The 21507-nt window shown below is 53.8% G+C and carries 30 protein-coding genes and 1 pseudogene; 2 read left to right on the top strand and 29 right to left on the bottom strand.

The window, feature by feature from the left end:
* Window positions 1-94 precede the first annotated feature (94 nt).
* The 23 genes from traF to ACMGGU_RS23630 form a co-directional block, all read right to left on the bottom strand.
* Window positions 95-877, bottom strand: coding sequence for a type-F conjugative transfer system pilin assembly protein TraF (traF, locus tag ACMGGU_RS23520; RefSeq protein ID WP_110915517.1), 783 nt, complete (start codon window positions 875-877; stop codon window positions 95-97).
* On the bottom strand, window positions 874-2733 hold the full coding sequence (gene traN / locus ACMGGU_RS23525) for a type-F conjugative transfer system mating-pair stabilization protein TraN (RefSeq protein WP_420301040.1): 1860 nt from the start codon (window positions 2731-2733) through the stop codon (window positions 874-876). The genes traF and traN overlap by 4 nt, the downstream gene beginning before the upstream one ends.
* A complete protein-coding gene (trbC, locus tag ACMGGU_RS23530) occupies window positions 2730-3353 on the bottom strand; it encodes a type-F conjugative transfer system pilin assembly protein TrbC (protein ID WP_208557643.1) in 624 nt (207 codons plus the stop codon). The genes traN and trbC overlap by 4 nt, the downstream gene beginning before the upstream one ends.
* A gap of 10 nt (window positions 3354-3363) precedes the next feature.
* Window positions 3364-4362, bottom strand: a complete 999-nt coding sequence (traU, locus tag ACMGGU_RS23535) for a conjugal transfer pilus assembly protein TraU (protein WP_032641291.1) — start codon at window positions 4360-4362, stop codon at window positions 3364-3366.
* On the bottom strand, window positions 4359-4682 hold the full coding sequence (locus ACMGGU_RS23540) for a hypothetical protein (RefSeq protein ID WP_032641290.1): 324 nt from the start codon (window positions 4680-4682) through the stop codon (window positions 4359-4361). The genes traU and ACMGGU_RS23540 overlap by 4 nt, the downstream gene beginning before the upstream one ends.
* A 55-nt stretch (window positions 4683-4737) precedes the next feature.
* Window positions 4738-4953 carry a hypothetical protein gene (locus ACMGGU_RS23545; RefSeq protein ID WP_032641288.1) on the bottom strand — a complete coding sequence of 72 codons (216 nt, stop codon included), beginning with the start codon at window positions 4951-4953 and terminating at the stop codon, window positions 4738-4740.
* A gap of 103 nt (window positions 4954-5056) precedes the next feature.
* Window positions 5057-6067, bottom strand: a complete 1011-nt coding sequence (locus ACMGGU_RS23550; protein WP_208557642.1) for a hypothetical protein — start codon at window positions 6065-6067, stop codon at window positions 5057-5059.
* Window positions 6058-6336, bottom strand: a complete 279-nt coding sequence (locus tag ACMGGU_RS23555; protein WP_208557641.1) for a hypothetical protein — start codon at window positions 6334-6336, stop codon at window positions 6058-6060. The genes ACMGGU_RS23550 and ACMGGU_RS23555 overlap by 10 nt, the downstream gene beginning before the upstream one ends.
* Window positions 6327-6719, bottom strand: coding sequence for a hypothetical protein (locus ACMGGU_RS23560; RefSeq protein ID WP_208557640.1), 393 nt, complete (start codon window positions 6717-6719; stop codon window positions 6327-6329). The genes ACMGGU_RS23555 and ACMGGU_RS23560 overlap by 10 nt, the downstream gene beginning before the upstream one ends.
* Window positions 6716-7351, bottom strand: coding sequence for a type-F conjugative transfer system protein TraW (gene traW, locus ACMGGU_RS23565; protein WP_420301014.1), 636 nt, complete (start codon window positions 7349-7351; stop codon window positions 6716-6718). Before traW ends, ACMGGU_RS23560 begins: the two co-directional genes overlap by 4 nt.
* Complete coding sequence (gene trbI / locus ACMGGU_RS23570; protein ID WP_208557639.1) at window positions 7348-7761, bottom strand: type-F conjugative transfer system protein TrbI; 414 nt, start codon at window positions 7759-7761, stop codon at window positions 7348-7350. Before trbI ends, traW begins: the two co-directional genes overlap by 4 nt.
* Window positions 7758-10367, bottom strand: a complete 2610-nt coding sequence (gene traC, locus ACMGGU_RS23575; protein WP_119916811.1) for a type IV secretion system protein TraC — start codon at window positions 10365-10367, stop codon at window positions 7758-7760. The genes trbI and traC overlap by 4 nt, the downstream gene beginning before the upstream one ends.
* Window positions 10364-10618: a hypothetical protein gene (locus ACMGGU_RS23580; protein ID WP_208557637.1), complete on the bottom strand. Its 255-nt coding sequence runs from the start codon at window positions 10616-10618 to the stop codon at window positions 10364-10366. Before ACMGGU_RS23580 ends, traC begins: the two co-directional genes overlap by 4 nt.
* Complete coding sequence (traV, locus tag ACMGGU_RS23585) at window positions 10615-11169, bottom strand: type IV conjugative transfer system lipoprotein TraV (RefSeq protein WP_032641275.1); 555 nt, start codon at window positions 11167-11169, stop codon at window positions 10615-10617. Before traV ends, ACMGGU_RS23580 begins: the two co-directional genes overlap by 4 nt.
* Window positions 11170-11227: 58 nt before the next feature.
* Entirely contained in the window at window positions 11228-11623 is a 396-nt protein-coding gene (locus ACMGGU_RS23590; RefSeq protein ID WP_208557635.1) for a hypothetical protein, read from the bottom strand.
* A gap of 163 nt (window positions 11624-11786) precedes the next feature.
* Entirely contained in the window at window positions 11787-12254 is a 468-nt protein-coding gene (locus tag ACMGGU_RS23595) for a hypothetical protein (RefSeq protein WP_208557634.1), read from the bottom strand.
* Window positions 12247-12669, bottom strand: a complete 423-nt coding sequence (locus ACMGGU_RS23600) for a hypothetical protein (protein ID WP_208557633.1) — start codon at window positions 12667-12669, stop codon at window positions 12247-12249. Before ACMGGU_RS23600 ends, ACMGGU_RS23595 begins: the two co-directional genes overlap by 8 nt.
* Window positions 12666-12914 (bottom strand): hypothetical protein, encoded by a 249-nt coding sequence (locus ACMGGU_RS23605; protein ID WP_208557632.1) that lies wholly within the window; start codon window positions 12912-12914, stop codon window positions 12666-12668. The genes ACMGGU_RS23600 and ACMGGU_RS23605 overlap by 4 nt, the downstream gene beginning before the upstream one ends.
* Window positions 12915-12921: 7 nt before the next feature.
* Entirely contained in the window at window positions 12922-14325 is a 1404-nt protein-coding gene (traB, locus tag ACMGGU_RS23610) for an F-type conjugal transfer pilus assembly protein TraB (protein WP_208557652.1), read from the bottom strand.
* Between the two features lie 2 nt (window positions 14326-14327).
* Window positions 14328-15068, bottom strand: a complete 741-nt coding sequence (gene traK / locus ACMGGU_RS23615) for a type-F conjugative transfer system secretin TraK (protein ID WP_023338038.1) — start codon at window positions 15066-15068, stop codon at window positions 14328-14330.
* A gap of 11 nt (window positions 15069-15079) precedes the next feature.
* Window positions 15080-15661, bottom strand: a complete 582-nt coding sequence (locus tag ACMGGU_RS23620) for a TraE/TraK family type IV conjugative transfer system protein (protein WP_032641264.1) — start codon at window positions 15659-15661, stop codon at window positions 15080-15082.
* Window positions 15662-15667: 6 nt separating this feature from the next.
* Window positions 15668-15970, bottom strand: a complete 303-nt coding sequence (gene traL, locus ACMGGU_RS23625; protein ID WP_208557651.1) for a type IV conjugative transfer system protein TraL — start codon at window positions 15968-15970, stop codon at window positions 15668-15670.
* Window positions 15971-15973: 3 nt separating this feature from the next.
* Window positions 15974-16327, bottom strand: coding sequence for a type IV conjugative transfer system pilin TraA (locus tag ACMGGU_RS23630; protein WP_032645467.1), 354 nt, complete (start codon window positions 16325-16327; stop codon window positions 15974-15976).
* A gap of 195 nt (window positions 16328-16522) precedes the next feature.
* Here ACMGGU_RS23630 and ACMGGU_RS23635 point away from each other — a divergent pair, with 195 nt between their 5' ends.
* The gene (locus tag ACMGGU_RS23635) at window positions 16523-17164 is read left to right on the top strand and encodes an Arc family DNA-binding protein (RefSeq protein ID WP_420301015.1); all 642 of its coding nucleotides are present in this window, start codon (window positions 16523-16525) and stop codon (window positions 17162-17164) included.
* A 32-nt stretch (window positions 17165-17196) separates the two neighbouring features.
* Here the strand turns inward: ACMGGU_RS23635 and ACMGGU_RS23640 are convergent, their stop codons facing one another.
* Window positions 17197-17592: a conjugal transfer protein gene (locus tag ACMGGU_RS23640; RefSeq protein WP_029403780.1), complete on the bottom strand. Its 396-nt coding sequence runs from the start codon at window positions 17590-17592 to the stop codon at window positions 17197-17199.
* Between the two features lie 575 nt (window positions 17593-18167).
* Here ACMGGU_RS23640 and ACMGGU_RS23645 point away from each other — a divergent pair.
* The gene (locus tag ACMGGU_RS23645) at window positions 18168-18707 is read left to right on the top strand and encodes a lytic transglycosylase domain-containing protein (protein WP_420301016.1); all 540 of its coding nucleotides are present in this window, start codon (window positions 18168-18170) and stop codon (window positions 18705-18707) included.
* Window positions 18708-18735: 28 nt separating this feature from the next.
* Here the strand turns inward: ACMGGU_RS23645 and ACMGGU_RS23650 are convergent, their stop codons facing one another.
* From ACMGGU_RS23650 to ACMGGU_RS23670, 5 genes and pseudogenes are all read right to left on the bottom strand, one after another.
* Complete coding sequence (locus tag ACMGGU_RS23650) at window positions 18736-19557, bottom strand: DUF932 domain-containing protein (RefSeq protein ID WP_420301017.1); 822 nt, start codon at window positions 19555-19557, stop codon at window positions 18736-18738.
* A gap of 16 nt (window positions 19558-19573) precedes the next feature.
* Window positions 19574-19867, bottom strand: coding sequence for a hypothetical protein (locus ACMGGU_RS23655; protein WP_072163962.1), 294 nt, complete (start codon window positions 19865-19867; stop codon window positions 19574-19576).
* Window positions 19868-20742: 875 nt separating this feature from the next.
* Window positions 20743-20862, bottom strand: coding sequence for a type I toxin-antitoxin system Hok family toxin (locus tag ACMGGU_RS23660; protein WP_223230179.1), 120 nt, complete (start codon window positions 20860-20862; stop codon window positions 20743-20745).
* Window positions 20810-20959: pseudogene (locus ACMGGU_RS23665) on the bottom strand (DUF5431 family protein); the annotation flags it as partial. The pseudogene ACMGGU_RS23665 and the gene ACMGGU_RS23660, both read right to left, overlap by 53 nt.
* Before the next feature lie 169 nt (window positions 20960-21128).
* The gene (locus ACMGGU_RS23670; RefSeq protein WP_023345473.1) at window positions 21129-21503 is read right to left on the bottom strand and encodes a hypothetical protein; all 375 of its coding nucleotides are present in this window, start codon (window positions 21501-21503) and stop codon (window positions 21129-21131) included.
* Window positions 21504-21507: the final 4 nt, after the last annotated feature.

Consider the following 21507-nt stretch of genomic DNA (forward strand, 5'->3'; position numbering starts at 1 on the left):
CCAAAAGCGAATGCGTATCTGGTGAAATGCGTTTCCGGGCGGTACGCACGGCTTCACCGATTAGGGTAAAAAGTCTGTATGGCATAGGAATTTCTCAGGAATTGGGTTTAAAGCCGGTGGCCACGTTCAGAAATCGCTTAGACAGGTCATCCTGAGTCATGAAGCCGTATGACAGCGCGCGGTAATTCTTGCTCCGGGGGTCAACAAGGTAGAGCGCCGGGAAGTGCGTGATATTCATCGACCGGGACTGTCCGGTGTCCGGACGGCTCTGCGGCAGGGAAGCTGCCACCTGTCCATCAACCGATACCGGGATAAGCGAAATACCGTTGGTTTTCGCAAAGTCCGCCACTACGCCCGCCATCTGCACGTCAATCGGGTCACTGCCCCGGTAGAAGTAGAACAGACCGTACTGCTGCGCCAGCTGCTCCACGGCGCTCTGCCGCGTCTGCTGGTCGCGTGTCTGCATAAACGGCGCCATGCTGTTGTAGTGCGGATACTCCAGGTTGTAGTCGAGATCCGGGTGGCTCAGCTGCGCCGCCGCAAAGGACTGGCTGAACATCGATGCCCGATCTGTCCAGAACTTCTGCCAGCGCAGGAACGTCGCCGTGTTTTCCCGTGAGGGGTACAGGATGGCGCGATTAAGCGCCTCCTGTGTGTACCCTTTCAGTACCCGGGCCTGCTCCATCGGGGACATTCTGCTGAGATCCGGAATGGCCTGCGGTGCAGGCTGTTGTGGCTTTCTGGGCTGCTCCGGCGGCTTTTTCGGCTCGTTGTACCAGGACCAGCCGGTGAACGGCTCTGCCGGCGTCACAATCTCCTCGGCCATCACCGTATGGCTCGTCAGCGCCATAAGCAGGCCACAGAGGACACGCTTCATTTGCCACCTCCCTGCTGATTCACCTGCGCGGCGATACGATCTTTTATAAGCTGAATCTGGGTACTTGTGTCCGGCACTTTCTGGTTTTTTATTAAATCCTCATAAAAGTCAGAGAAGTTGATTTTGTCGAAGTCGATTTTCTCCAACTCCTTTTCTGTCATACCCCGGCAGTTCGGACTGTCACCGCTACCGAACTTAATGCCCAGCTGGTCGCGACGTCCCTGCTCCTGAATGATGCGGGCAAGCTTGCCGTCAAAGACGCAGTAGACCTGACTTTTCTGGATGCAGGCACCCAGCACCTGACGGTCACACCGCTCGCCGACGCTGACGGTGATTTTCTTCGCCTTCGCCTTCCCTATAGCTTTTTCTTCATCATCACATGCGGCCAGACCGGCGCTTTGTCCCCAGCCTGAGTCTTTACAGCAGTTAGAGAACCCTGCAAAGGCCTTACGGCACCGCATAGCTTTACCCGTGAAGACTTTTACATCAATGGCGCTGCTGGCGCCTTTTGCGTCTTCAGCTGCCGAGGCAAGACCTGCCAGTTTGGCCACAGCCGTATCAAAACCGCTGCTTCCGGCACCATTGGTGTCGTCGCACTCGCCTGACTTACAGATGTAGTCGCCACCGCAAACCAGGCCGCCAGACTGATGTGTGGTCTGACACTGGTAGGTGTAGCTCATATGGGTACACTGCCCGTCGGTCGACTCGGTGCAGGTCGTTCCGGCCACTGTACAGGACGGGTTTGTCATCAGCGTGCCACAGGTTCCCGTGGAGTCTGATGGTACGACATAGTTATCGGTGTACTCCCAACAGTCGCTGTAAACGTCATAGCTCTGGCCATTGTTAACAATGGTTTTATTTCCGCCCGGAGAGGTGCAGGTTGACGTGGTTTTTTGCGCCTTCGACATATCCAGACCGCAGGATGAAGTCCAGTTCACTTCGGGGACAAAGGTAGTCTCGACCGCATTCATAACGAGCACGAGCGTGAAGCCTGACGCGCCGGACTGAAAGTCAGCTATCTGCTCCTGGATATGTTTTCTACAGACACCCTGATTTCCGCTAACACACCCGGTGCTTTGATAGGAACCGGCAGGTAACGAGCCCCCCTGCGACAACGGTGTCCCCGGAGCGCCCGGCATCTCCCAGTCAAACGCCTTCCCGACTATAGTTTTGCTGATGCCCCACCAGGAGATTTTCCCGGCATTGACATCGCGATCCGCCCAGTAAAAATGCGCGCTGATCACCGGTCCTGATGCCGGCGCTTTAAAACTAAAACTGAAGGAAGTTCCGTTATTCGTAAAAACAACATCGCCATTGGCCGCCGTCAGTGTGAAAGTTTTCTGCACTGTCGTGGTGGAAGTATGTCCGCCAGGTGTTGCCGTTCTTGAGCAGGCTTCCACTGAGGCAACATCCTTATCACAGGTGTAATTTTCAAAGGTGGTTTTCGATACCGTCACCTCCTTACACTGGTTCGCGGTCCCGTTTAGCACACCGTCTACACCAGCTTCCGCATTTTTACCGATAGTGATGAAAGGTGCGTTCGGGTCGATGGCGGGCGTCGGGTTCGTTTTTCCGGAGTTGATAACCGACTGCGCTGCGTCATTGCCCTGCAGAGCGGCCTGCCCTTTGTTGGCCAGCCCGCCGTCTCCGCCATCCACACCGCCGTAATACCCTTTCTCTGGTGGATTAGCGGTATAGCCTGGTATTGCCCCCGTGACAGTATCCGGGTTCTTCAGGGCTCCCGTGCCGGCGGAAGCATTGCCCTTGCCAAAGCTCGCTCCCGCCTCAAAGGCAGGATCAGCTGCGCCAGCCAGAAGCGGAAAAAGCATCAGTATTGCTGAAAGTAGATTTTTCATTTTGCGGCCTCCAGAAGATGGCGTGCCGTTGCCGCACAATCACCATTTTCTGCCACTTTTTCGAGAGCCTGCTGCAGGGGCAGACTTCCCCTGATTACGTCATAGTGACCAGAGCAGGTCACCACCAGGGCCGGTACCGTGGTGATGTTGTACTGAGTGAACAACGTTGGATCAATTTGCACACCGGCGTCCTTGTCCTCCTTACTCAGTTCAAACATTGCCGCCGCGGTCTGCCGCATGTCGTTATTGACCAGGCCGCGCAGCGTTGGCGGAATGTTGTAACGGCGGGCATCCTTCAGCATGGGCAGCAGACCTTCACGTGGAATACCGAGGCTCACAAAGTAAATTGCCGGGAACGTGTCTTTTTCCCCCATCTTGTTAGTCTGGGCTGCGATATCGCCCTGCAGGCGGTTAATCAGGTCCAGTTGCTGCTGCGGTAAGACGGGTGCGGCCGCCGGATGCCCCTGCTGGTCTTCCTTCATCGCTGTCAGCGCATCCTGCTGACCTTTGATCCAGCTATGGTCGGAGACGGAGATATCGGTCTGGGCGCTCGCCAGGGCCAGCGGCGCGAAAGCAATCATGACGCTGATCGTCAGCGCCCGGAGATAAGCGTTTTTCATTGTCATGTCCTTAAAGGAATACGCAGTTACGTTTGCGCCAGAAGAGGTAGCCGAAGTTCTTTTTGGAGGATGGAGAGTTATGCGTTGTGCCCCACAGCTGCGTGCTGGCCCCGAAGGGATGGCAGTTGCCCGGTTCGGGGTACATGTTCACCATCTGGTATCGCCATCGCTCTTTCGGGATGATCGGGGATGGATACTGGTTACATACGGCGACGTCCGCGCCCACAGAGTTCCATACCAGCCCCTCACGATGCATCTTGAAGGCCATTCGCTCTCCGACCAGCAGAGAGGCCTCGAGCGGAGAAAACTCACCGCTGGTAAAGCCTGTTAGCGGGTAGATAGAACCCTGACTACCTGCGCACCAGAACAGCGGCGACAGAGGAAGGCCAGCTGATGATGCAGCTGCGTCAGCAGCACAGGCCCCCTGAGCTATCAGGTTGCCGAACAGTGCTGCCTCGGGGTTAATCAGCATCGAGAGGGTGCTGTCATTCCAGAGAGGATCAACTTCGGAGAGATAGGCAATATCCATGTCGCCGGTCTGCAGACACCCCAGACTGGTGATGATGTTCAGCCAGAAAATCAGCGGGTATTTGTACCAGTGAACATGGTAGAACGTGCCGGCAGCGGGCCGGTCACTCTGCCCTGCGGTTCCCGTTCCCGTTCGTCCGAGATCGATTTTAAAGCCGCCCATGTTGACCATGACGCCAGGCTCACGGGTTACGTCCACCATCGCCATTGGCTCCCAGAACCCGATGGCCAGACCGATACGATAAAACACACCATATGGACAAATCTGGATCGGCGAAGCCGGGTTGTTGGTATCCTTTTGTGGACCGGCGGCCAGCTGAATATTACCGAGCGTCATCGGAAACAGACACTTCCAGCAGACATCGCTTATCGGGTTAACCCAGCGGCCATCACCCGCGTTGCTGGCTGCGGCCGTTGCCTGAGCTGGCATCCAGGACAGCAGGATCAGCATCACACCGGCAAGCCATGAGAAACGCTTCATTTCACCTCCCGCAGCCACACACAGACCGGGCCGTCCTCAGTGTCATGAATGGAGCCGATGAACCAGCCTTCGCCCTGAGGCGCGGAAGGGAGCCAGTCACTGATGTTTTGTTTCCCCTTTTCCCAGTCGGCAATCACCTGGGGAGGCGCGTCGTTTTCCATCCAGCGGGTGGCGCAGGTCAGATTGTGCCGGCGCATCCAGTCGCCAAATTCAGTCTGCGTGGCCTCATCACTGGCGGGTGCAAAATAATGAGGGTGCGTCCAGAAGCCATTGCGGTCACGGGTAACCGTCACCGGCCTGACAGATTCAGGGTGAGTCATGGGGTATCTCCGGGAGTGCCGCAGCCACCGGACGGCGGGAGGGCTTAAAACAGGATTAATAGTTTTTGGTTTTGTCGGCCGCCTTCATGATGAATGCCAGCCGCTGGTCTTTGGACATATCCTCAAGAGCCAGCAAGCCAGCTCTTAACACTATTGAGGGATAATAAAGGGGATTTTCTGCAAGAATGGCCTTAAGCCGTAAAGCCGATTTTTCATCATGACGAACGGCTGTAACATTCTGGCCCTTTTCAGTATCAGGGTCTTTTTTCATGGCGTTACCTGGTCGGGGTTAATCGGAAACCGGGATGACATTCAGGCTGAGGCGGAGCGCAACGCAGTGAGCACCGAACATCCTGAAGGGCAGCGCGGTTGTATCAGGGCGTGTTTTTTGCAGGCGTCACGGTGAAAGCGTAGCCGCTGTCATCTTCGTAGCTTGCTCCTCTGGATTCCCCCTGTTCTATCCTGCGACCAGCTTCATCAATATAGAAGGCAAGTGCAGCCGGGGTATAAAACCTTCCTGCCTGCGCCCGGACAATGAAATGCCGGTATTCTGACATCCCCGCCGGCGGGAATTGTCCTTCGGTGATATCGTCAGGAACATCATTTCCAGACGGTGAACTAAACCAGCCTGGCGCTACCTTTACCTGTCTCTGATAGGCCCCATAACACAGTTCACTGTTAATTACCTTTCCTACAATAGCTTCCGGTGTTTCAGGAAATGAAGGCTGTTTTTTCACTTTTTCAGCCACATCGTTGATAATTCTCACAACATCCCGCGTCAGGACAGACTGTTTTGCACTGACAGTTATGGTGACCTGCTTCAACGGAAAGTTCGTCGGGACGAATTTCGGTACCGGTTTTGTGATGTACCACCCTTCCCGCTCACTGCCCCGGATAAGCAAATTCAGCCACGAGCCGGCGTACCCATCGTTCACTGCCGCATCTTCGCTGTCCTGCATCGCCTGCTCAGTGACTCTCGGTGCCGTATAACACTGGCGCGCCCGGAAAATACGGCGGCTGATTTTTTGCCGGTCTGCCTCTGGCATCGTCACGCGCAGTGATTCTTCACGCGTCAGTTCGTAGCCCGCGTCAGTCAATGCTTTTTCCAGTTCGGCCAGCATCACCTGGTAGTATTCCCGGTTAGCAAAGGCGTGAACCGCGTCAGCATGTCGGGCACCGCCAAATTGCGCCAGAGGGACGGGTATTCCCGGTCTGCTCTCCCACGCACAGCGTTCACGGCGTGCATCTGCAAGATGCTGAACAACGATCCAGCCTGCGAGTAGCGCAACGACGACCAGAATACCGGTCATGCCCTCAGTATCACGCAAACAGGTGAGCATCTCCTGCAGCCCCTGAGGGCCGGTGAAGCAGCTGATTAACGCCATGCGTTCATCTCCTCCATTCTGTTACGGATAAGCCTGACGAGGTACAGGGGAAACGCCTCATCACGTTCGTCCGGCGCTATCGGCTGAAGTTGGTTCTCAGCGCACCACTTGTGCCAGGCACCGGCGATCAGCGCCGGTTGCCATGAAGCGATTTCTGGGTACAGATGACAGAGTTGATTCACGGTTTCGTCACAGCCTTTGTTATCAGCATTGTGACCTGTCATACGCTGAGACACAGACGGCACAGCGCTATTGTGTATCAGTGACATTCGGCGCTCTCCTGCTCTTCGCCCGCAAACAACCTGTCGAGGCGCTCGGAAAGTGACAGCGTCTGGCCCTTTTTACGTTTCGCGCTGTCCTCGGCCCGCATGTTCTCCAGTAAGAGGTGAATGATGTAGTCCGGGAAACGTTCATCACGCCTGGACGGCTCCCGACTGTCCTGCTGGTTCTGTTCACACCAGTGGAGCCAGGCTTTGGTCACCAGTACCGGATGCCAGGAGTCAATTTCGGGGTACAGCGTCTTCAGTCGTTCTGCTGTTCCCATGCGCGGCGTTATCTCAGCGGGTTTGCGCGGTTTTCTGCCGTAACGTTGATGGGATGTGACCGCCTGACGCATTTCGGGAAACAGGTCACCTAACGTTGTTGCACTCATTTTTTCGCTCCTGATACCGGAATCTCTTCCACTTTCATCACGCGGCCGTCGCGCGAGATCCGCGCGGGGATGTGTTCAAAACCGAATTTACGGGTCAGTACGCCAGACTGGTCGAAGTAGATACGTTCGTTCAGCGCATCACTGGTTTCCTTGATGTTGCCGTTCACCAGGATGACCTTCACGCTGGTCTGGCCGGCGAGCTGCTGTCGGGTCCAGTTCACCTGCTCCTTGTCATCGCCGTCGATACAAAAGAGCACCTGGCTGAAGGGCACCTTATCCAGAGGATTGACCGTGTCGCCCTTGCGGGCGATCACGTTGCCCTGCATGTCTGTGATCGTTTCCTTCACGGTAAATGTCGGGTCCCAGGCAAAGCTGCGGTATTCCTTCGCTTTCGTGAGCCCTTCCACCGGTGTCGGACGTACCGCATGCTCCTTCACTCTTTCCGTTGCCTCTTTGCGAAGGCGGTCCAGCTCGCCCGTCTGCTCCATTCCCTTCAGGCGATTCTGGATAAACGCCAGCATGTCCTGCTCTGCAGGCTCGAAGACGTTGCCCCAGGTACCGAGATCTTTCGCCCCGCTGCCGGCGGAAAGCATCAGCAGCATCATGGCCGTCAGCTGCAGTCGTTTTTTCACTGGCCCCCCTGGATGCGTCGGGCAATATCAGCACGAATTTCATTCGTGATATCGCGCTGCGGGCTCATCACCGCCGGCTTCACCAGAACGATGGCGTTGTGTGAGGACTGCCATGCATCCAGGCTGCCGGTCAGTGCCGCGTTGAACTGCTGGGTCATCGCTTTAGCCCTGTTTTCATCGAGCTGTAACTGAGCGGACTGCTGCATGAAGAGGTCCACAGTCCCCTTCATGTCGAAGACCACCACCTCCGGGGTGACGGCTTTCGCCGTCACATATGCCACGCCAGTCATAACCAGAAGTCCCGCCAGCCCCAGCATGCTGGCTTTAACCCAGCGGGATGTCTTGCTGGCTATCGTTACACCGTCGCGGACGGTGTCGCCGTTATACGGCTTGACCTGTTGTTCACTCATGCTGCTTTCACCCACTCTTCAAGTTCGCGAAGTTCACTACCGTACTTTTTCTCCGCCAGCAGATATGCCGCCTCTTCCGCTGTCGCTCCCGCTTCTTTCTGGGCTTTCTGCATGAAAGCGAAGTCCTCGCCACGCGAGCTGAACATGGCACGCGTCACGGGGTCGACGAACAGGCGATGGAAGGAGCTGTATTCACCGGCGTTTATCAGCAGGGAGCTGTAGCCGGTCTGCAGGGCTGGCTGGAAGCCACGGATAACTTCTTTTTCCATGTCCGAGAACTGATCCGGGTTATCGGCAAGGTACTGTTTAAACGCCTTCGCATCCTGCAAGAGGGTGATTTTGGTGGAGCTGTTGTTCCAGGCGGCTTCTGCTTCCTTACTGGCGCTGAAGTCCTTGATGCCCTGGGTGATGGTGATAAACGCCCCACGGTGACGACGCACGGTGCGGTAGCCGGTTTCGATAAACCTTGCCGCGTGTGGGTTGGAGCCACCCAGCAAACGCCAGGCCTCGTCGATGATGCAGACTTTTTTGAGGTCGCGCGGGCTGTGGTACATCTTTTCCTGTATCGCCAGAATGAGCGAGAACAGGATGGACGAGAGCAGCTTCGGCTTGTCTTCCAGGCTCAGCAGCTCCAGCACCGCGAAGCGGGTTTCACCATCGAGCGTCGGTGCGTCGGCGTTGAAGTATTCTCCGTCAGGCCCCCAGGTGCAGTAGGTATCGAGCAACATGGCCAGCTCAGCAAGGCGCGCGATGATGGTCGGCTTGTCTGCAAACGCCTGGTTCACATCCTCATTGGTCAGGTAATTATGAACGTCGTCGATACGGGCTTTGTTTGCCTTCTTCTCCCACGCATCCATTACCGCTTTTTGCAGGATCGCTTCACAGACGCCATCCAGCGGCTGCGTCGGACTGGCGAGTACCGTCAGCAGGCGCACAATCCCTTCCGCAGAATGATTAATGTCCTTAACGTTGGCGAACGGGTTAAAGCGCAGTTTAGAGCCATCGAGATAAACCCCGCCGGCCTGGTGACAGTAGTTCTTGTAGCTGTCCCCCATGTCGATAACCCAGGCGTATCCCCCGGCATTCAGTACGTCACGAAGAATGCCCTGCGTCAGGAATGATTTACCGGCCCCGGACGTGCCAGTGACGGCGATGTTAAAGTTGGTACTGCCGTTCTCTTCACCAAACATGTCGTAGAATGCAACCTGGTTCCGGTAGGTCGGCAATGGCATACCCACGTTGGACAGCTGGCGTTCGGCGACGACCGGCATCAGGCTCACTGCGTTCCATGACTTGGAGCGTAGCGTTGCCCCCGTCATCTTCAGGTCTTCCCACATCCCTTCCTGCATGACGAACGGGAAACTGGCCAGCCAGTTGCGCATCTGCTGGTACTGTATCGTCACCATTTCCAGCTCGTTCTTACGGAACACGTTGACGGCGGCCAGTTCACACTTCTGTGCCTCGGTATTGTTATCCGGGGCGAACAGGGTCAGGTTGAAGTAGGTATTGCAGAGCGCGATTTCATTACTGTGAAGCTGCTCTCGGGTACGCCGCCATTCCTCTGCAGCCTTTTTGGTGTTGGGGAACAGTGCAGCGTAGGCTGAGTTGGCCTTTTTAGACAGGTCCTGGTCTTTACGGAAAGCCTCGCTCTGACTTTTGGTCTGTTCTTCCAGCGCCGTCGTCCAGGTCAGCATAAAGGGACAGGGTATCCCGAGGTCGGGAAAACGCAGGTTCTGCAGATTGTCAGCCCCCTGCCAGAGCGCGAATCGACGCGGATTTTTAGCAAGCTGCATGTTGATGATGCGACATGCCGATGCCGGCAGGCGTGTCCCGCGCGCGTCAATGGTTTCAGGCAGCTCCATCCGGATATGCGATGGATGCACCTTCAGGTCAATCCCGGGATCAACCACCTGGCGGTTGAGCTTCTCATCCTCGTTGTAGTCCCCGGAGGACGTCAGCACCTGTTCCTGACGGTAGTTCATCTGCTCGCGTACCGCAGACAGGAATGCGTGCACATCGGTGTTCATGCTGTCGATGCGCGCGGCTCCCAGTGAGACGCGGATGGTGTTACGTATCTGAATCAGGTCATCCATCACCCGCTGCACCTGGGAAGCGCGCTTAATGGGCTGACCGTAGACAATAAAGATACGGTAGTTACGCAGGTAGAGCGGGTATTCCCGTTCGTTGGCCAGGCCGTGCAGCGCGGAACGCTGCCAGAACGCGCGGGTGATTTTATTGAGATGATCGGCCATCCCCCCTTTCCACATGTCGTTACTCACGCCGCGATCGATGCGTTCCCCGACACACTTGCTGGCAAGCATAATGACGGTCACAGGGGTCTGGCGGGGAAGCTTCTTACGTAGCATGTCATCGAGCGCGGCCATCACCTGCTCGTTCGCGCCAGGAAGCGGGGCGGCCTCCATAATGAAGCCCGCAGAGCCGGCATTGACGAAAATTTCATTCCTGTCGTCGTAATACCGGTACGGCAGTGCAGCGACCAGAGACGGATAGTCCCAGGTCTGGGAAAGGTTGTTGCGGGCCGTTGCTGCACCGTCTTCCTCTTTCCCGTTTTTCAGCATATCCATCAGGCTGTCGACAAAACTCATTTTCGGCCCTCCGCAGCGGCCCGGATTAACTCCAGGCGACGCAGCTTCTCTTCGTTCATTTGCCCGGTTAGCGGTGCATCACCGGCTGTTTTAATCTGCCAGTCACGGCTCACGCTCAAAACGGCCAGCGTTTCATCGTCGGAATCGACTGACTGTGTGGCGGTGATTTGCGTCGTTCCTTTCCGTGAATGGGCTAACGATTTCGCCAGATATTCGACGCCGTTCCTGCCGGAAATGTAGTGGCTGCTCATTCCCCTCCCTCCCCGATAACGCGGTAGCTTTCATCCCAGTGGGATTTGTTTTTCACGAACTCGACCACAGCCGGCTGATGAAAGTTGTCGTCCGTGTCCACCCAGGGTGCAATCCACAGGCGCTGCGTGGCGTCTGGAATACGCTGAACCGGAACGCGGCCCGCCGTGTTAACCGGCACAGGGGCTGCATGACTGGACGTGTCCAGCGGCGTGACCAGCGAACCTGACGATTTCGCCGGCGCAGTGGTCAGGGGGCGCGGTGCGACAGGCTTAGCGGCGGTGGTTCCGGTTGCTGCGGCGGAAACAGGACGGAAGGGATTCACGACCGGTGCTGAATTGCGCAGTGCCGGCAGGGTTTCACCCGCAGGCTTTTTTGCGGTTTTCTCTGCCGTCAGGTCATCCAGACTTTTACCCTGAGCGGCCAGCTTGTTGGCCTCACCGGTAGTCAGGCACTGGTCGGTCGCGGTCTTGTTGCAGTCGAAATCAGAATTGAGACCGGCGCAGCCGGTCAGTGCGCTGCACAGCAGTGCAGCACCCAGTAGTTTTTTCATGGGGTAACTCCGGTTTTAATTTAAGCGGTATTCAGGGAGGGGTAATACTTAATTTCGATTATTTGCAGTTGCACTGAATCAAAGTGAAAACCAACTGCACAGCAAGGCTGCAAAACACGCCGGCATAAAATAAATCCAGCGTCAGAAAGTTCAGGTTCATCTGGATAAAGCCATAAACAATGGTCCCTATCAGCATTCCGCCCCACGGAACGACTGAACCATACATAAGAAACCCACCATCGAGTTTGTTAAAGGCTGAGTCGCTAAAGCATACGAGGAACACGCTAAAGAGCAGGCACACTCGCCAGGAGACCCAGCCCATATCACCCACGTCTTTAAGATTGAGCGCTGCCCACACTGTCAGTTCGGTAGTGAATACCAGTGCTGGAATCAGGATATAGCGATAGTTGTGCAGGATTTTGAGTAATGGGTAGTTTGCCATGTTGGCAGACATAAACACTCCAGTGAAATGAATTACAGGAAGACGTTGATGACATGAGCTAGTGCGCCTATGGTCACCAGGGTGAGTAATACAGTGAGCCCTCCAGTATGGTTGTAAACAGAAACACCGGTCGCTCCGGCTGTTATTACCAGTAGTGCAATGGCTCTGGTACGCTTCATTCCTCTCCGATTTTCTCGTTACCGTCAGTGACTTTATGGAGGAACTTCAGGTCAGGTTTCTTTTCTGGCCAGACGGACCTGGCTTCCTCATGATGCCAGTTGCTGACAATTCTGGCCGTCAGCCCTTCTGTTTCAGCCTGGTGCTTCAGGTGTTCCCAGGCAGAAAGGTTCAGGGGTTCATAATCAGAAAGTAACCTGTCGAATACCTCCTCCCAGCTTTCGTTGTAACGCGGGATAATTCGCTTAAATATCTCCTGACTCAGAAAAAACCAGGCAATCAGGAAACACAGTGCAAACAATGACGGGCGGAACACTGAAACCGTAGCTACCAGTACAACGATGAAGGTTGCAAGCCAAAGGAAAATGTACTTATTTCCTTGCGGAGTGGGCCGGCCAGCCTCCCATTCAGCAATATGCATCCGCATTTTCCTGAGCAGTGAGTTATTACGCTCTTCATCACGCATTACGGCTTCCCCCACGAAGAGCAGCATCAGAAATGGCGCTGAACTCCGCGTCCAGCCACTGTCTGAGTTCTTCCCGTGTCAGCTTATCCTTGTGAAAAACAGAAACGGCCAGGGTGCGCATGGCATCAATATCAAGCGGCTCATATGCCCGAATTTTCCGCTGTATTTTTTCTTCCCGTGTTTCACATGCCTGTAGCAATGCGGCGAGAAGAAAAGCCATTCCAACAGCAATGAAAGCCACGGTAAGCCTCTGATTGCCTGACCAGAAGCTAAAAATCAACATCCCTGTAGCGGTTAATCCCCCTACCAAAAATAGCCAGTGGGGTTTTGTGTTTTTTCCTGCGGACCAGTCTTCCCAGTCCCGTTCAATACCCCTCAGAAAACTAATACGGTCATCTATGCGTGGTCCCTTCATTTGCTCTCCTTTTCTTCCGGTGTTACGTCTGAAGATGATGAGTGCAGCTCACGCCATATCCAGCCACCCGGCATGGTTTCAATCAGGAAGTAACCACCTGCAAAGCAGATGAGAAGTCCTATGAGCTTTACCCATATATTGAAGTGCAGCGCGAACCATAAAATGAATACTGTTACTGTGAATAACAGCATTGGGATCAATCCGGTTGCCGCCCGAAACATTATTTTCCGTGCTTTCATCTTCATTCTCTCATCAGTTGATGGTGTCACCGAGGCGCAGCTGACTGGCCTGACGGAGAACGTCATCCGGGTTGATATTGCCGACTGAGGTGGTACTGGATGCGGTGGTTTGGCTCGCCGGTTGCGGAGTTACGGCATTCTGCGCGGCGTTGCCGGCTTTCTGCAGTTCCTCTTTCGCTTTCGCGTCCTCGGCGTCCTCGATGGTTTCAAGGCGGAAACCCTTCTGGAATACAACGGTCACCTGATTGCCAGCGCCGATATCAATTACCGGGTGGTACTGCTCAGCGCGTTTAATCCAGTACTGGCTCAGCGTGTCGGCCGCCTTGCTGGCCCCGCCGCCTATGCCCTGCTTAAACACGTCACCGGCTCCGACATCCGCTGTGGCACCGAGGCCGACGGATGGTGTAGCGGCAGATTTGATACCTTCGCCAAAGCCTGACAGGAGGCCTGCTGCACCGGCGTAGCCGACAATCATGCCGTTTCGCATAACGGGCTTGCCGCGAATGCCGCCTTTACCCTGGAAGCTGACATGTCCCTGAAACTCCATGTCAACGTGCTTGCCGTTTTTCAGGATGCAGCTGATGGACTGGGTGCGGACGTTTCCGCGCTCGCTGGAGATATCGCCCCACATCTCACCCACAATAAAGCAGCCGTCAGCGTTGAACTCCTTGTTGTTGGGCATCTGAATGTTGCCCTGCAGGCGAATGGTAACAGGGCTGGTATTCTGCTGGCCGGTGACGCTGGCGTTCGCGTCGGCACCTTCAATCAGAACAGCATCAGAGAATGAGCCGGATGGAATCCAGGGGAGTTTGGTTGGCCTTTTCTTCAGGCTGTCGTAGCTGAACTTTGTTGTCGAGAGACTGCCTGTTATGCGCTGGCCAGAGCCGCCCGGATAGAACGCTGCGCCCTGCCCCATATTCACACCAGTGGCGGCCGGTGCACCTGCGGGGGTCACATTGTATTCGGGTGGTCGGGCCTGGCCGGCAGCAACAGGACCGGGGAGTGGTGTTCCGTTCTGGCCAGCAGGTGGTGTCTGTTGGCCAGTGGTCTGGTTGCTGCCGGGGGCTTTCGTAAGCTGGTCATTCAGGCGCTGAATTTCAGCATCCTTTTCAGCCAGCTTTTGCTCGGTGGTGAGCTTGTTCTGCGCGAACTGCTGAGCAAGCGTGGCAAGGTTTTGCTCAAGAGCGGAGGTCTTTGCCTGCTGCTGTGTCAGCGCGGCATCGTTGACCTGCTCGTTAAACGTCGCGGTCACAACGCCGGTCAGGTTTGGTGTTGCAACCGGTGCGGGTTGCTTTTGTTTTTGCTGGTATTGCCCGTACCACATTACGCCGCCTGCTGCAGCTGCGCCGCCAATGATGACGGCGGCCAGGATGGCCAGCTGCTTGCGGCGGGTTTTCAGGTTTTCATTCAGGCTTATGGTCATGGGCGGGCGTCTCCGTCATCTGAAAACACAATCCAGGCATAGCCTTCGCCGCCAGCGTAGAGCTGATTCTGCGACAGCATTACGGCCCGGACGCCCTTGCGCCAGAAATCGCGCTCGCGGAGGCTGCGGGTGATGCTGCCCGGGTTGCTCATCCGGAAGCGAACAACCCGCAGGTGGTTGCCCACAAACTGGCGTTCAGGCGTCAGGCGTACATCACTGGCGGGTGTGTAAGCCGGCATGCGGCTGACCGGGTATTCCCGGTAGTCGTCCGGCACCTGACCATTGACTACGGCGCGGGATAGCGCAACCAGCGTTTTTTCATAGGTCTGCCCTTCTTCCCATGCCTTCGCATCATCGTTCTTGCGAAGTGGTGGTGACATCGGGGTGAAGCGCAGTGTTTTGCCGTTACCCGGCTGCGGCCTGACGTTCAGGCTCAGCGATGAACCGTGGTCAGTCTGGATAAACAGGGTGAAGTTCTGGCCGACAAGCGGAGACAGGATAAGCGCTCCGTCCTCGGTCTGGCTCTGGTCATACGCACCGGTTGGTCCGCTGATGCTGGTAATGAGTTCTCCGTCTACAACAACCTTGCTCGGGTTGGTGTTGCTGAGGGTGACGTTAAAGGCGGCGTCGTTCTCAAACGGAATGGCTGCGGGTGCGGAAGCGGCCCGGAGGCCGCTGGTAAATAATCCCGCTGCCAGAAACACAGCAGCAGCTGCCGGTGAAATGCGAAATTTCATGGGCAGTCCTGTCAGTTAGTGGAAGATACCGGCTTGAGTTCTTCAAAGCTGTGGAGGTTAATCACACCGTTGTCATAACTCAGTTTCAGTCGGTAGGTTTTTTCCTGGTCTTTCAGTGGCGTGATGATTGCGCCGTTTGTGGTGGAGGATTTCAGTACCCCGCTGTACTGCACGGAGCCATCATCCATGACGCGAATTTCTTTCGTGTCGAACTGGGTGGTGATGCCCGCTTTCTGGATGCGCTCAGTTTCTATGTCCAGGGCTTTCTTGAGTACGTCCCGTTCGGCGGATGGGACAAATCCAAGAATCATTTTCTGGTTATGTTCGATGTTTTCCGGGGTAACGTTGAGTCGCCAGTAAATAAAGGAAGCGGCGAACTGTGTCAGACCGGTCGCATCGACACTTTTAGAATCTGATGCAAATGGGCGGTTAAACGTTAACGGCGTGGTGATGGTTTTCTGGGTTGTGGCGAAATACCATGCCAGTGACCCTGTCAGTACATTCCCTGCGCCCATGAGTAAAGTTAAAGCTGAAAGACCAATAAACGCATAGCGGAGTTGTTTATCGCGCTCTCCTTTAATATTCAGTTTCATGAAAAACTATGCCCTCCAGTGCCGGAAACTTGAATCAGGTATCTGGCGAAAGGTTACTTTGAATAAAATTGATGGCAGGTGCCAGTAACAGAAATTAAGCAACCAGTATGACCCCTGCCCTTTTTTCAGATATCTGACGATAAACCAGAGGATTCCCGCGATTACACCAAGTTCAAGTGACAAGTTGTTAAGCACCCCCAAAATTAATAGGGGTGCGGTAACAATTAACTCGTCAATCGGTAAGCCTAAATAACGGTCCTGCTGGTTCATTGTTTCCGGGAAGTTATATTTATCTCCTTCCCCATTCATCATTTAGCTCGCGATGCCGAAGGCGACACGGGTAAAGATGATTGCCATAACGATACCGACGAACACCAGTGGTGAGCGGGCCTTAATGTAAATAAACAGGCCCATGATGATTTCGGCGATGTAGAACCATTTAACCAGTGAAGAACCAGAACCGAAGGTTGAATTAACCGTGGTGTTTTGTGAGGAAAGAAGGTCTGTACCAGATGCGAATGCCGGGTGAGTGACCATAAGTGCAATTAAAAAAGCGCCTGCTGACTTTAAGTAAAATTTAGCTTTGCGATTTTCGCGTGCTTTGCGGAATAAAGACGCTACCGCCCATCCCTTACCGACGTTAAGGGCACTGCCTTTGGTTAACATGTTTGTTTTCTCCGAAGTAAACAAAAGTGAATCGCGTAAGTGCTTGTTTACGCGGGCGCAATTGTCCCATGACCCTAAAAAAAAAAACTGTGACTCATGTCACACTTTTTGGAATCATTCAGATTTATCCGAATATGTAAGTGAGTAGGCTTTGTTGACCAGAAAGTTCGGAAATGGCCTCCGGGATCTATAGCTATGAAAGTTAAAGAGAAAATGTGGGATGGTCGCGGCCGTCCGCGTAAGTTCCAGCCAGGTGAAGCGGTGGAGTGGCGATTGCGTGCTCCGGATAATTTGCTTATGGAGCTGAGAATATGTGCCAGAGCTGGCAACAGGAGTGTGAATGAGGAAATTATTGCCAGGCTTTTATTGTCGCTAAATTATCAGCCGGGTAAGCCAGTCATTAAAACTGCGGAGGGTGAGCGGCTCATAGCGCTAGCGGTAAGATTCGAGGAGTGGCTTGGAAAATTACTTGATAGTGAATCTGCTGAAGTTGTGGCTGAAGTTAAAACCCCACTCAAGCAGGAACAATTGTGGATGTGGCGTGAGGGTGAGCGGATTTTGCTTCCGGGGAAAACAACCGGATATAGCATGCGTATTCCCGAGAATCTTGCTGATGAAATCAGGGCAATGGCGAGGGTGCATAACCGTAGTCTGAATGACGAAATGCTCACCCGCCTGATGAATACGCTGGGTTATTTTACGGAAAGGTTGCTTGACCAGAACGAGGATGCTCAGGCACTTAAAGTTCTCTGTATGGAGTTTGAAGTTTTCCTGAAGGAAAAAATAAGAGAGGTGGAAAAAGGTGACCTCCCCTGGGATGAAAAATCGTCTCAGTGATCGATGCGAGCCGGAGTGTCCGGCTCGCAGATTTATTCCTTTTCGTTGATGAAGTGCCTTGCTTCCGCTTCGTTCTCGGCTGTATTTATGCCGCTAATAATCATATCGAGCGTATCTTCCAGGCTTCCCTCGCCGTCTTTTCCTGTCATTTTTAAATACATTTCAGCGAGTAGTGTTGCAATGAGAACTGTGCCTTCACGTGAGCCGGCTGCTTTTCTTATGAGGTCTCTGCGATATCCTTCAATATCAAACTGGTTGCCATCCTCGCCATCGCGCTTATAAACAAGAAGTCCAAGCCTGATTAATTCGTTGCAGGTAGCTGATATGTTTGCTTCTCCGGCATTAGCGCCGTTTTGCAGGTCTTGTTGAACGATATCACGAACTTCGCGTTCAATTTTATCTTTAAGGTAGATGCCGACTCTTCCCATATTTCTTACCTGTTTTAAGTTAGTGTCGGAACCGACACTACATATAGCCTGTTGGTGGATTTTCAGATTGCTGCGCAAAGGTGCAATGGATTGATACTGCTGTGAATTTACGCTCTATACAGTAGTACAATCCAGCACCAGGATGTGCGACAGTGTGACACTGTGCGATATATAATTCAATGGAATTAAAGCATATCTACAATTGTACGATACATGTGTGACATACCGACACTAACAGGTATCAGGATTATACGATAGTGTAGTGTCGGTATGTGCGACATTTAACGGTCTTAATCCAACAACGCGCAAAATTCTTACGGGCATCCAACTGAAATTAAAAGAAAAATCTGCAAGACGAAGTCTTGCGTGGGGTGTGATGTTTTAAAGGGGGTTAGTAAAGAGCGGCATGTTAATACCTCCTACTGTTCTGACATGTTTATTTCGGACAGGTGTTAAATCCCATCAAGAGAGCGCTCACGCGCGTTTGTAGTGAATTTACTTGATTACGACGATCTGACGGGGTATTTTTTAAAGCGCCTCTCCACAGCCCGTTTATTTCGCTAAAAGGCCAAACCATGAAAATATCGTTACTGCCTGCTGCTTTGCTGACTCTTTCACTATCTGCTGGCGCAGCTCCGCAGATGTGCTTTGATCAGGCCGGGAAAGATTACCAAATTGATCCGCTGCTGCTTATGTCAATTTCGATTAAAGAGAGCCATCTGGTACCGGATGCGATAAATGGATCAAACAGGAATGGAACGGAAGATGTCTGCGGTATGCAGGTAAACAGTTCCCATTACGGTACACTTAAAAACTTCAATATTACCCGTGAGCGCCTGTTAAATGATCCATGTATCTGCGTTTATACGGGAGCATGGGTACTGGCGCACAACTTTCGGTCATACGGGAAAAACTGGGACAGCGTGGGGATGTATAATACTGGACCGAGCAAAAAGCTCATTGTACAGCGCAAGGCCTATGCACAGGACATCAAAAATATATATCGTGTATTACTGGCCAGAAAAAAGTTACTTTCTGAACGTCTCGCGCCAGCTGCGGGAAAGGAGCATGATATTAAAATTGCAGAAACAGCATCGTCACATAGCGGGCAGTAAAAAGCCGCTCTGTTGAGCGGCTTAATTTTCAGGCCTTCAGTTTTGCAAACTCCTCCGCCATTTTCCAGAGCACCTGATTTAATTTGATGTCACCATCTATTCCGGTGACTTCCCGCGTTCTGGTCATCTTCCCTTTTTCCGTTCTGCCACGAATTCCCCCACGGATCACATTTTCCTGCACCACGTTAAACGTGGTCCATAAATCCTGGCCTCTGTCGAGCACACGGCGAGGGTTAATAATTTGCTCCGGTGTAATCGGCGCTGGTTTTCCATCGTATTTAAGTTCCATGGCGGTCGCACCAAAAAGGCGCTGCTCAGGCAAAGTGAGCTGAATGCTTTTCATGAGGTCTATATTTTCATCAACCGCGTCGAATGTTTTCAGCACCGTGTAAGCGCCTTCAATAACCTGCCCGACAATATCCCCTTTGTGGGGTACGCGGATTTCACCAAAATCCTTCCATGCAACCAGACCATTACTGCAAACCTGACGGAACATACCGGGGATCATTTTATAGCTGCTTGAACCATCATGGCTATTCAGCAGAATAATTTCCGGTACTTCCTTTCCGTTAATCTGGTCATGACGACGCAGGCGAAGCATATGTTTTGTAAAGTCGCGTTTATCCTGGTCACGTGTACGTGACTGCGTTGCATAATACGGCTGAAAACCTTCATCACGTAAGCGATCAAGAATGTTAATGGTCGGGATATACGTATAACGTTCAGAGCGTGAATCGTGTTTATCCGATGAGAAAGCGCTCGGAACGATGCGCTGTAATTCATCATTCGTCAGCGGACGGTCTTTACGGATCGAGGTAGGCATACGATAACGGCTTGCGAAACTGACCATTTTTATTTACTCCTGATTATTTAGTTAGAGATGAAGAAATAACGCGGTGAAAATTATCCAGCGGCATTGCAGCTGCCACCGGGCGACCATCTACAACCCAGACAGAGATATAATCCGGGCATTCGTCATTTATTAGCGTCAGCTCAGTGGCATTTTCTGGCGGCGTAAAAATTGCCGGTTGTGGCTCCCCTTCCGTTGCTGCCAGGACCCAGCAAAACAGATCCGTGAACTGGGACGTGGTGAGGTTTGAATCACATCTTCCGGTAGATTCTTGAGCGGCGGTTTTGACGTTGACGTTTCGTGTGTGCATCCTGGTTTTCTCCTGTGGTGATGGTTGTCCATCTCCCTGGTGAGTTCTCTCGCGGCAAAGGGCAAAGGAGCAACGGCGAAGGGAGGAAGGAAAGGGGCGGAGACTAAAGTTTTTGCGGCACGCAAAAAGTTTTGGCGGAGTGCATTTCACCCCTTGGATGACGACCCGACGGTGCTACGACAAGCCCTCCGCGTGAGGACGCACGGGGGATGGCCTCACCGGGGGAACAGGATGCACACACCCGACACGTCGGAACGGCGTGGCGACCTTAAAGCGACGGCATCAGCCGGCGCGGTGAAGGCGTTCCGGACGGCACGGCCGGAGAAGCCGCAGCTTTTGACCTTAGCCATCAGACCCTAGCGTCAGCCCGAAACCCGGAGGGGTTCGGCGGAGCCCGGCGGGTGCGCAGCAGCCGCCCTGGCGGAGTGGGGCTCGACGACCGGACAGCAACGCTGGCCGGGAGCCGAAGGGGGCCATCGCCCTGCCCGTCTTTTGGGTTATGGCCACTGAGCTGCAGCTGAGAAGGTTAACCAGCAGGACGCCGGATATAACGCCCGGGATGAAGAACACAGGGAAAACCAGGCCGAAGCGAGATACAGGCAGGTGACTCATGGCGCTCTGACTTCAGCAAAATCAGGCAGGAAAGGCAGGAATGTGGATAAGGCGGAGGGAGCAGAGGGGCAGCGCCGAAGGCGCGTCCCCCCTTCCCCCGTTCCCCGCAGGGGAACAGCCCTTCCCGGAAGTTCAGGCGTGCGGTCGCGTCGGGAAGGAAAAAGGGGCTGCCAGCGAACCGGCAACCCCTTCATAAAGGCGCTTCAGGCATGTCCACACAGTCTCAGCCCCTGAATGGCGGGGGTTTCCCCCGCCGGGGTTAGCTACTTAGCGGATTCGTAAGCCATAAAAGCTGCCACCTCCCTGTCCGTGTCCCTGTACCGGATTTCGCAGAGCGATTTCCGTGTCAGGTAAGTGAATATCAGCAGTGTGAGACACACTATTAATACGCACCAGAGCAGGGTGTTTCGCGGCAGTTTCATGGCCTTCTTCTCCTTGCCTTGCGGCATCTAAGAGGCTATCCTGATGTTGTCTAGGCATACAGGTGGCCTCGTGGGTTAATGAAAATTAACTACGGGGCTTTCTGCTTTCTGCCACACAACACGGCAACAAACCACCTTCACGTCATGAGGCAAAAAGCCTCAAGCGCCACGTCGATTATACCGGGCAGGAGCTATTTCTTACCAGGTATATCCACGCTTTATGCTGCTTATCGCCTGAAATATCTCAGGTATCCCCATCCCGCGATCACTACGCCCGTGACCAGCGCAAGATTGGGCAAAATGACGTCAAATGCACTTACAAATTCGGCATCAGAATTACCCTGCCCCCAGAATGCCAGCTTGTACCCGACGCCCCAGACAAAGAAGATGATCCCGGCACTCAGAACGCCGTATTTCATTACGCCGAGCAGGATTTCATCTAACCAGCCAGGCGGATCACGCCATGTGATGACCAGAGCTATTAGTGTGCAGATGATCTGGCCTGCATAATAACCAGGCGTACCATGCCATTCTGGCGCAGCATGCTTAACGATTAAATAGAACAGCACGTTCAGGAAGATAACGAGCAACCAGTACCTCATAATT

The organism is Enterobacter sp. BNK-8 (assembly GCF_048685095.1).
Lineage (GTDB): Bacteria > Pseudomonadota > Gammaproteobacteria > Enterobacterales > Enterobacteriaceae > Enterobacter > Enterobacter quasiroggenkampii.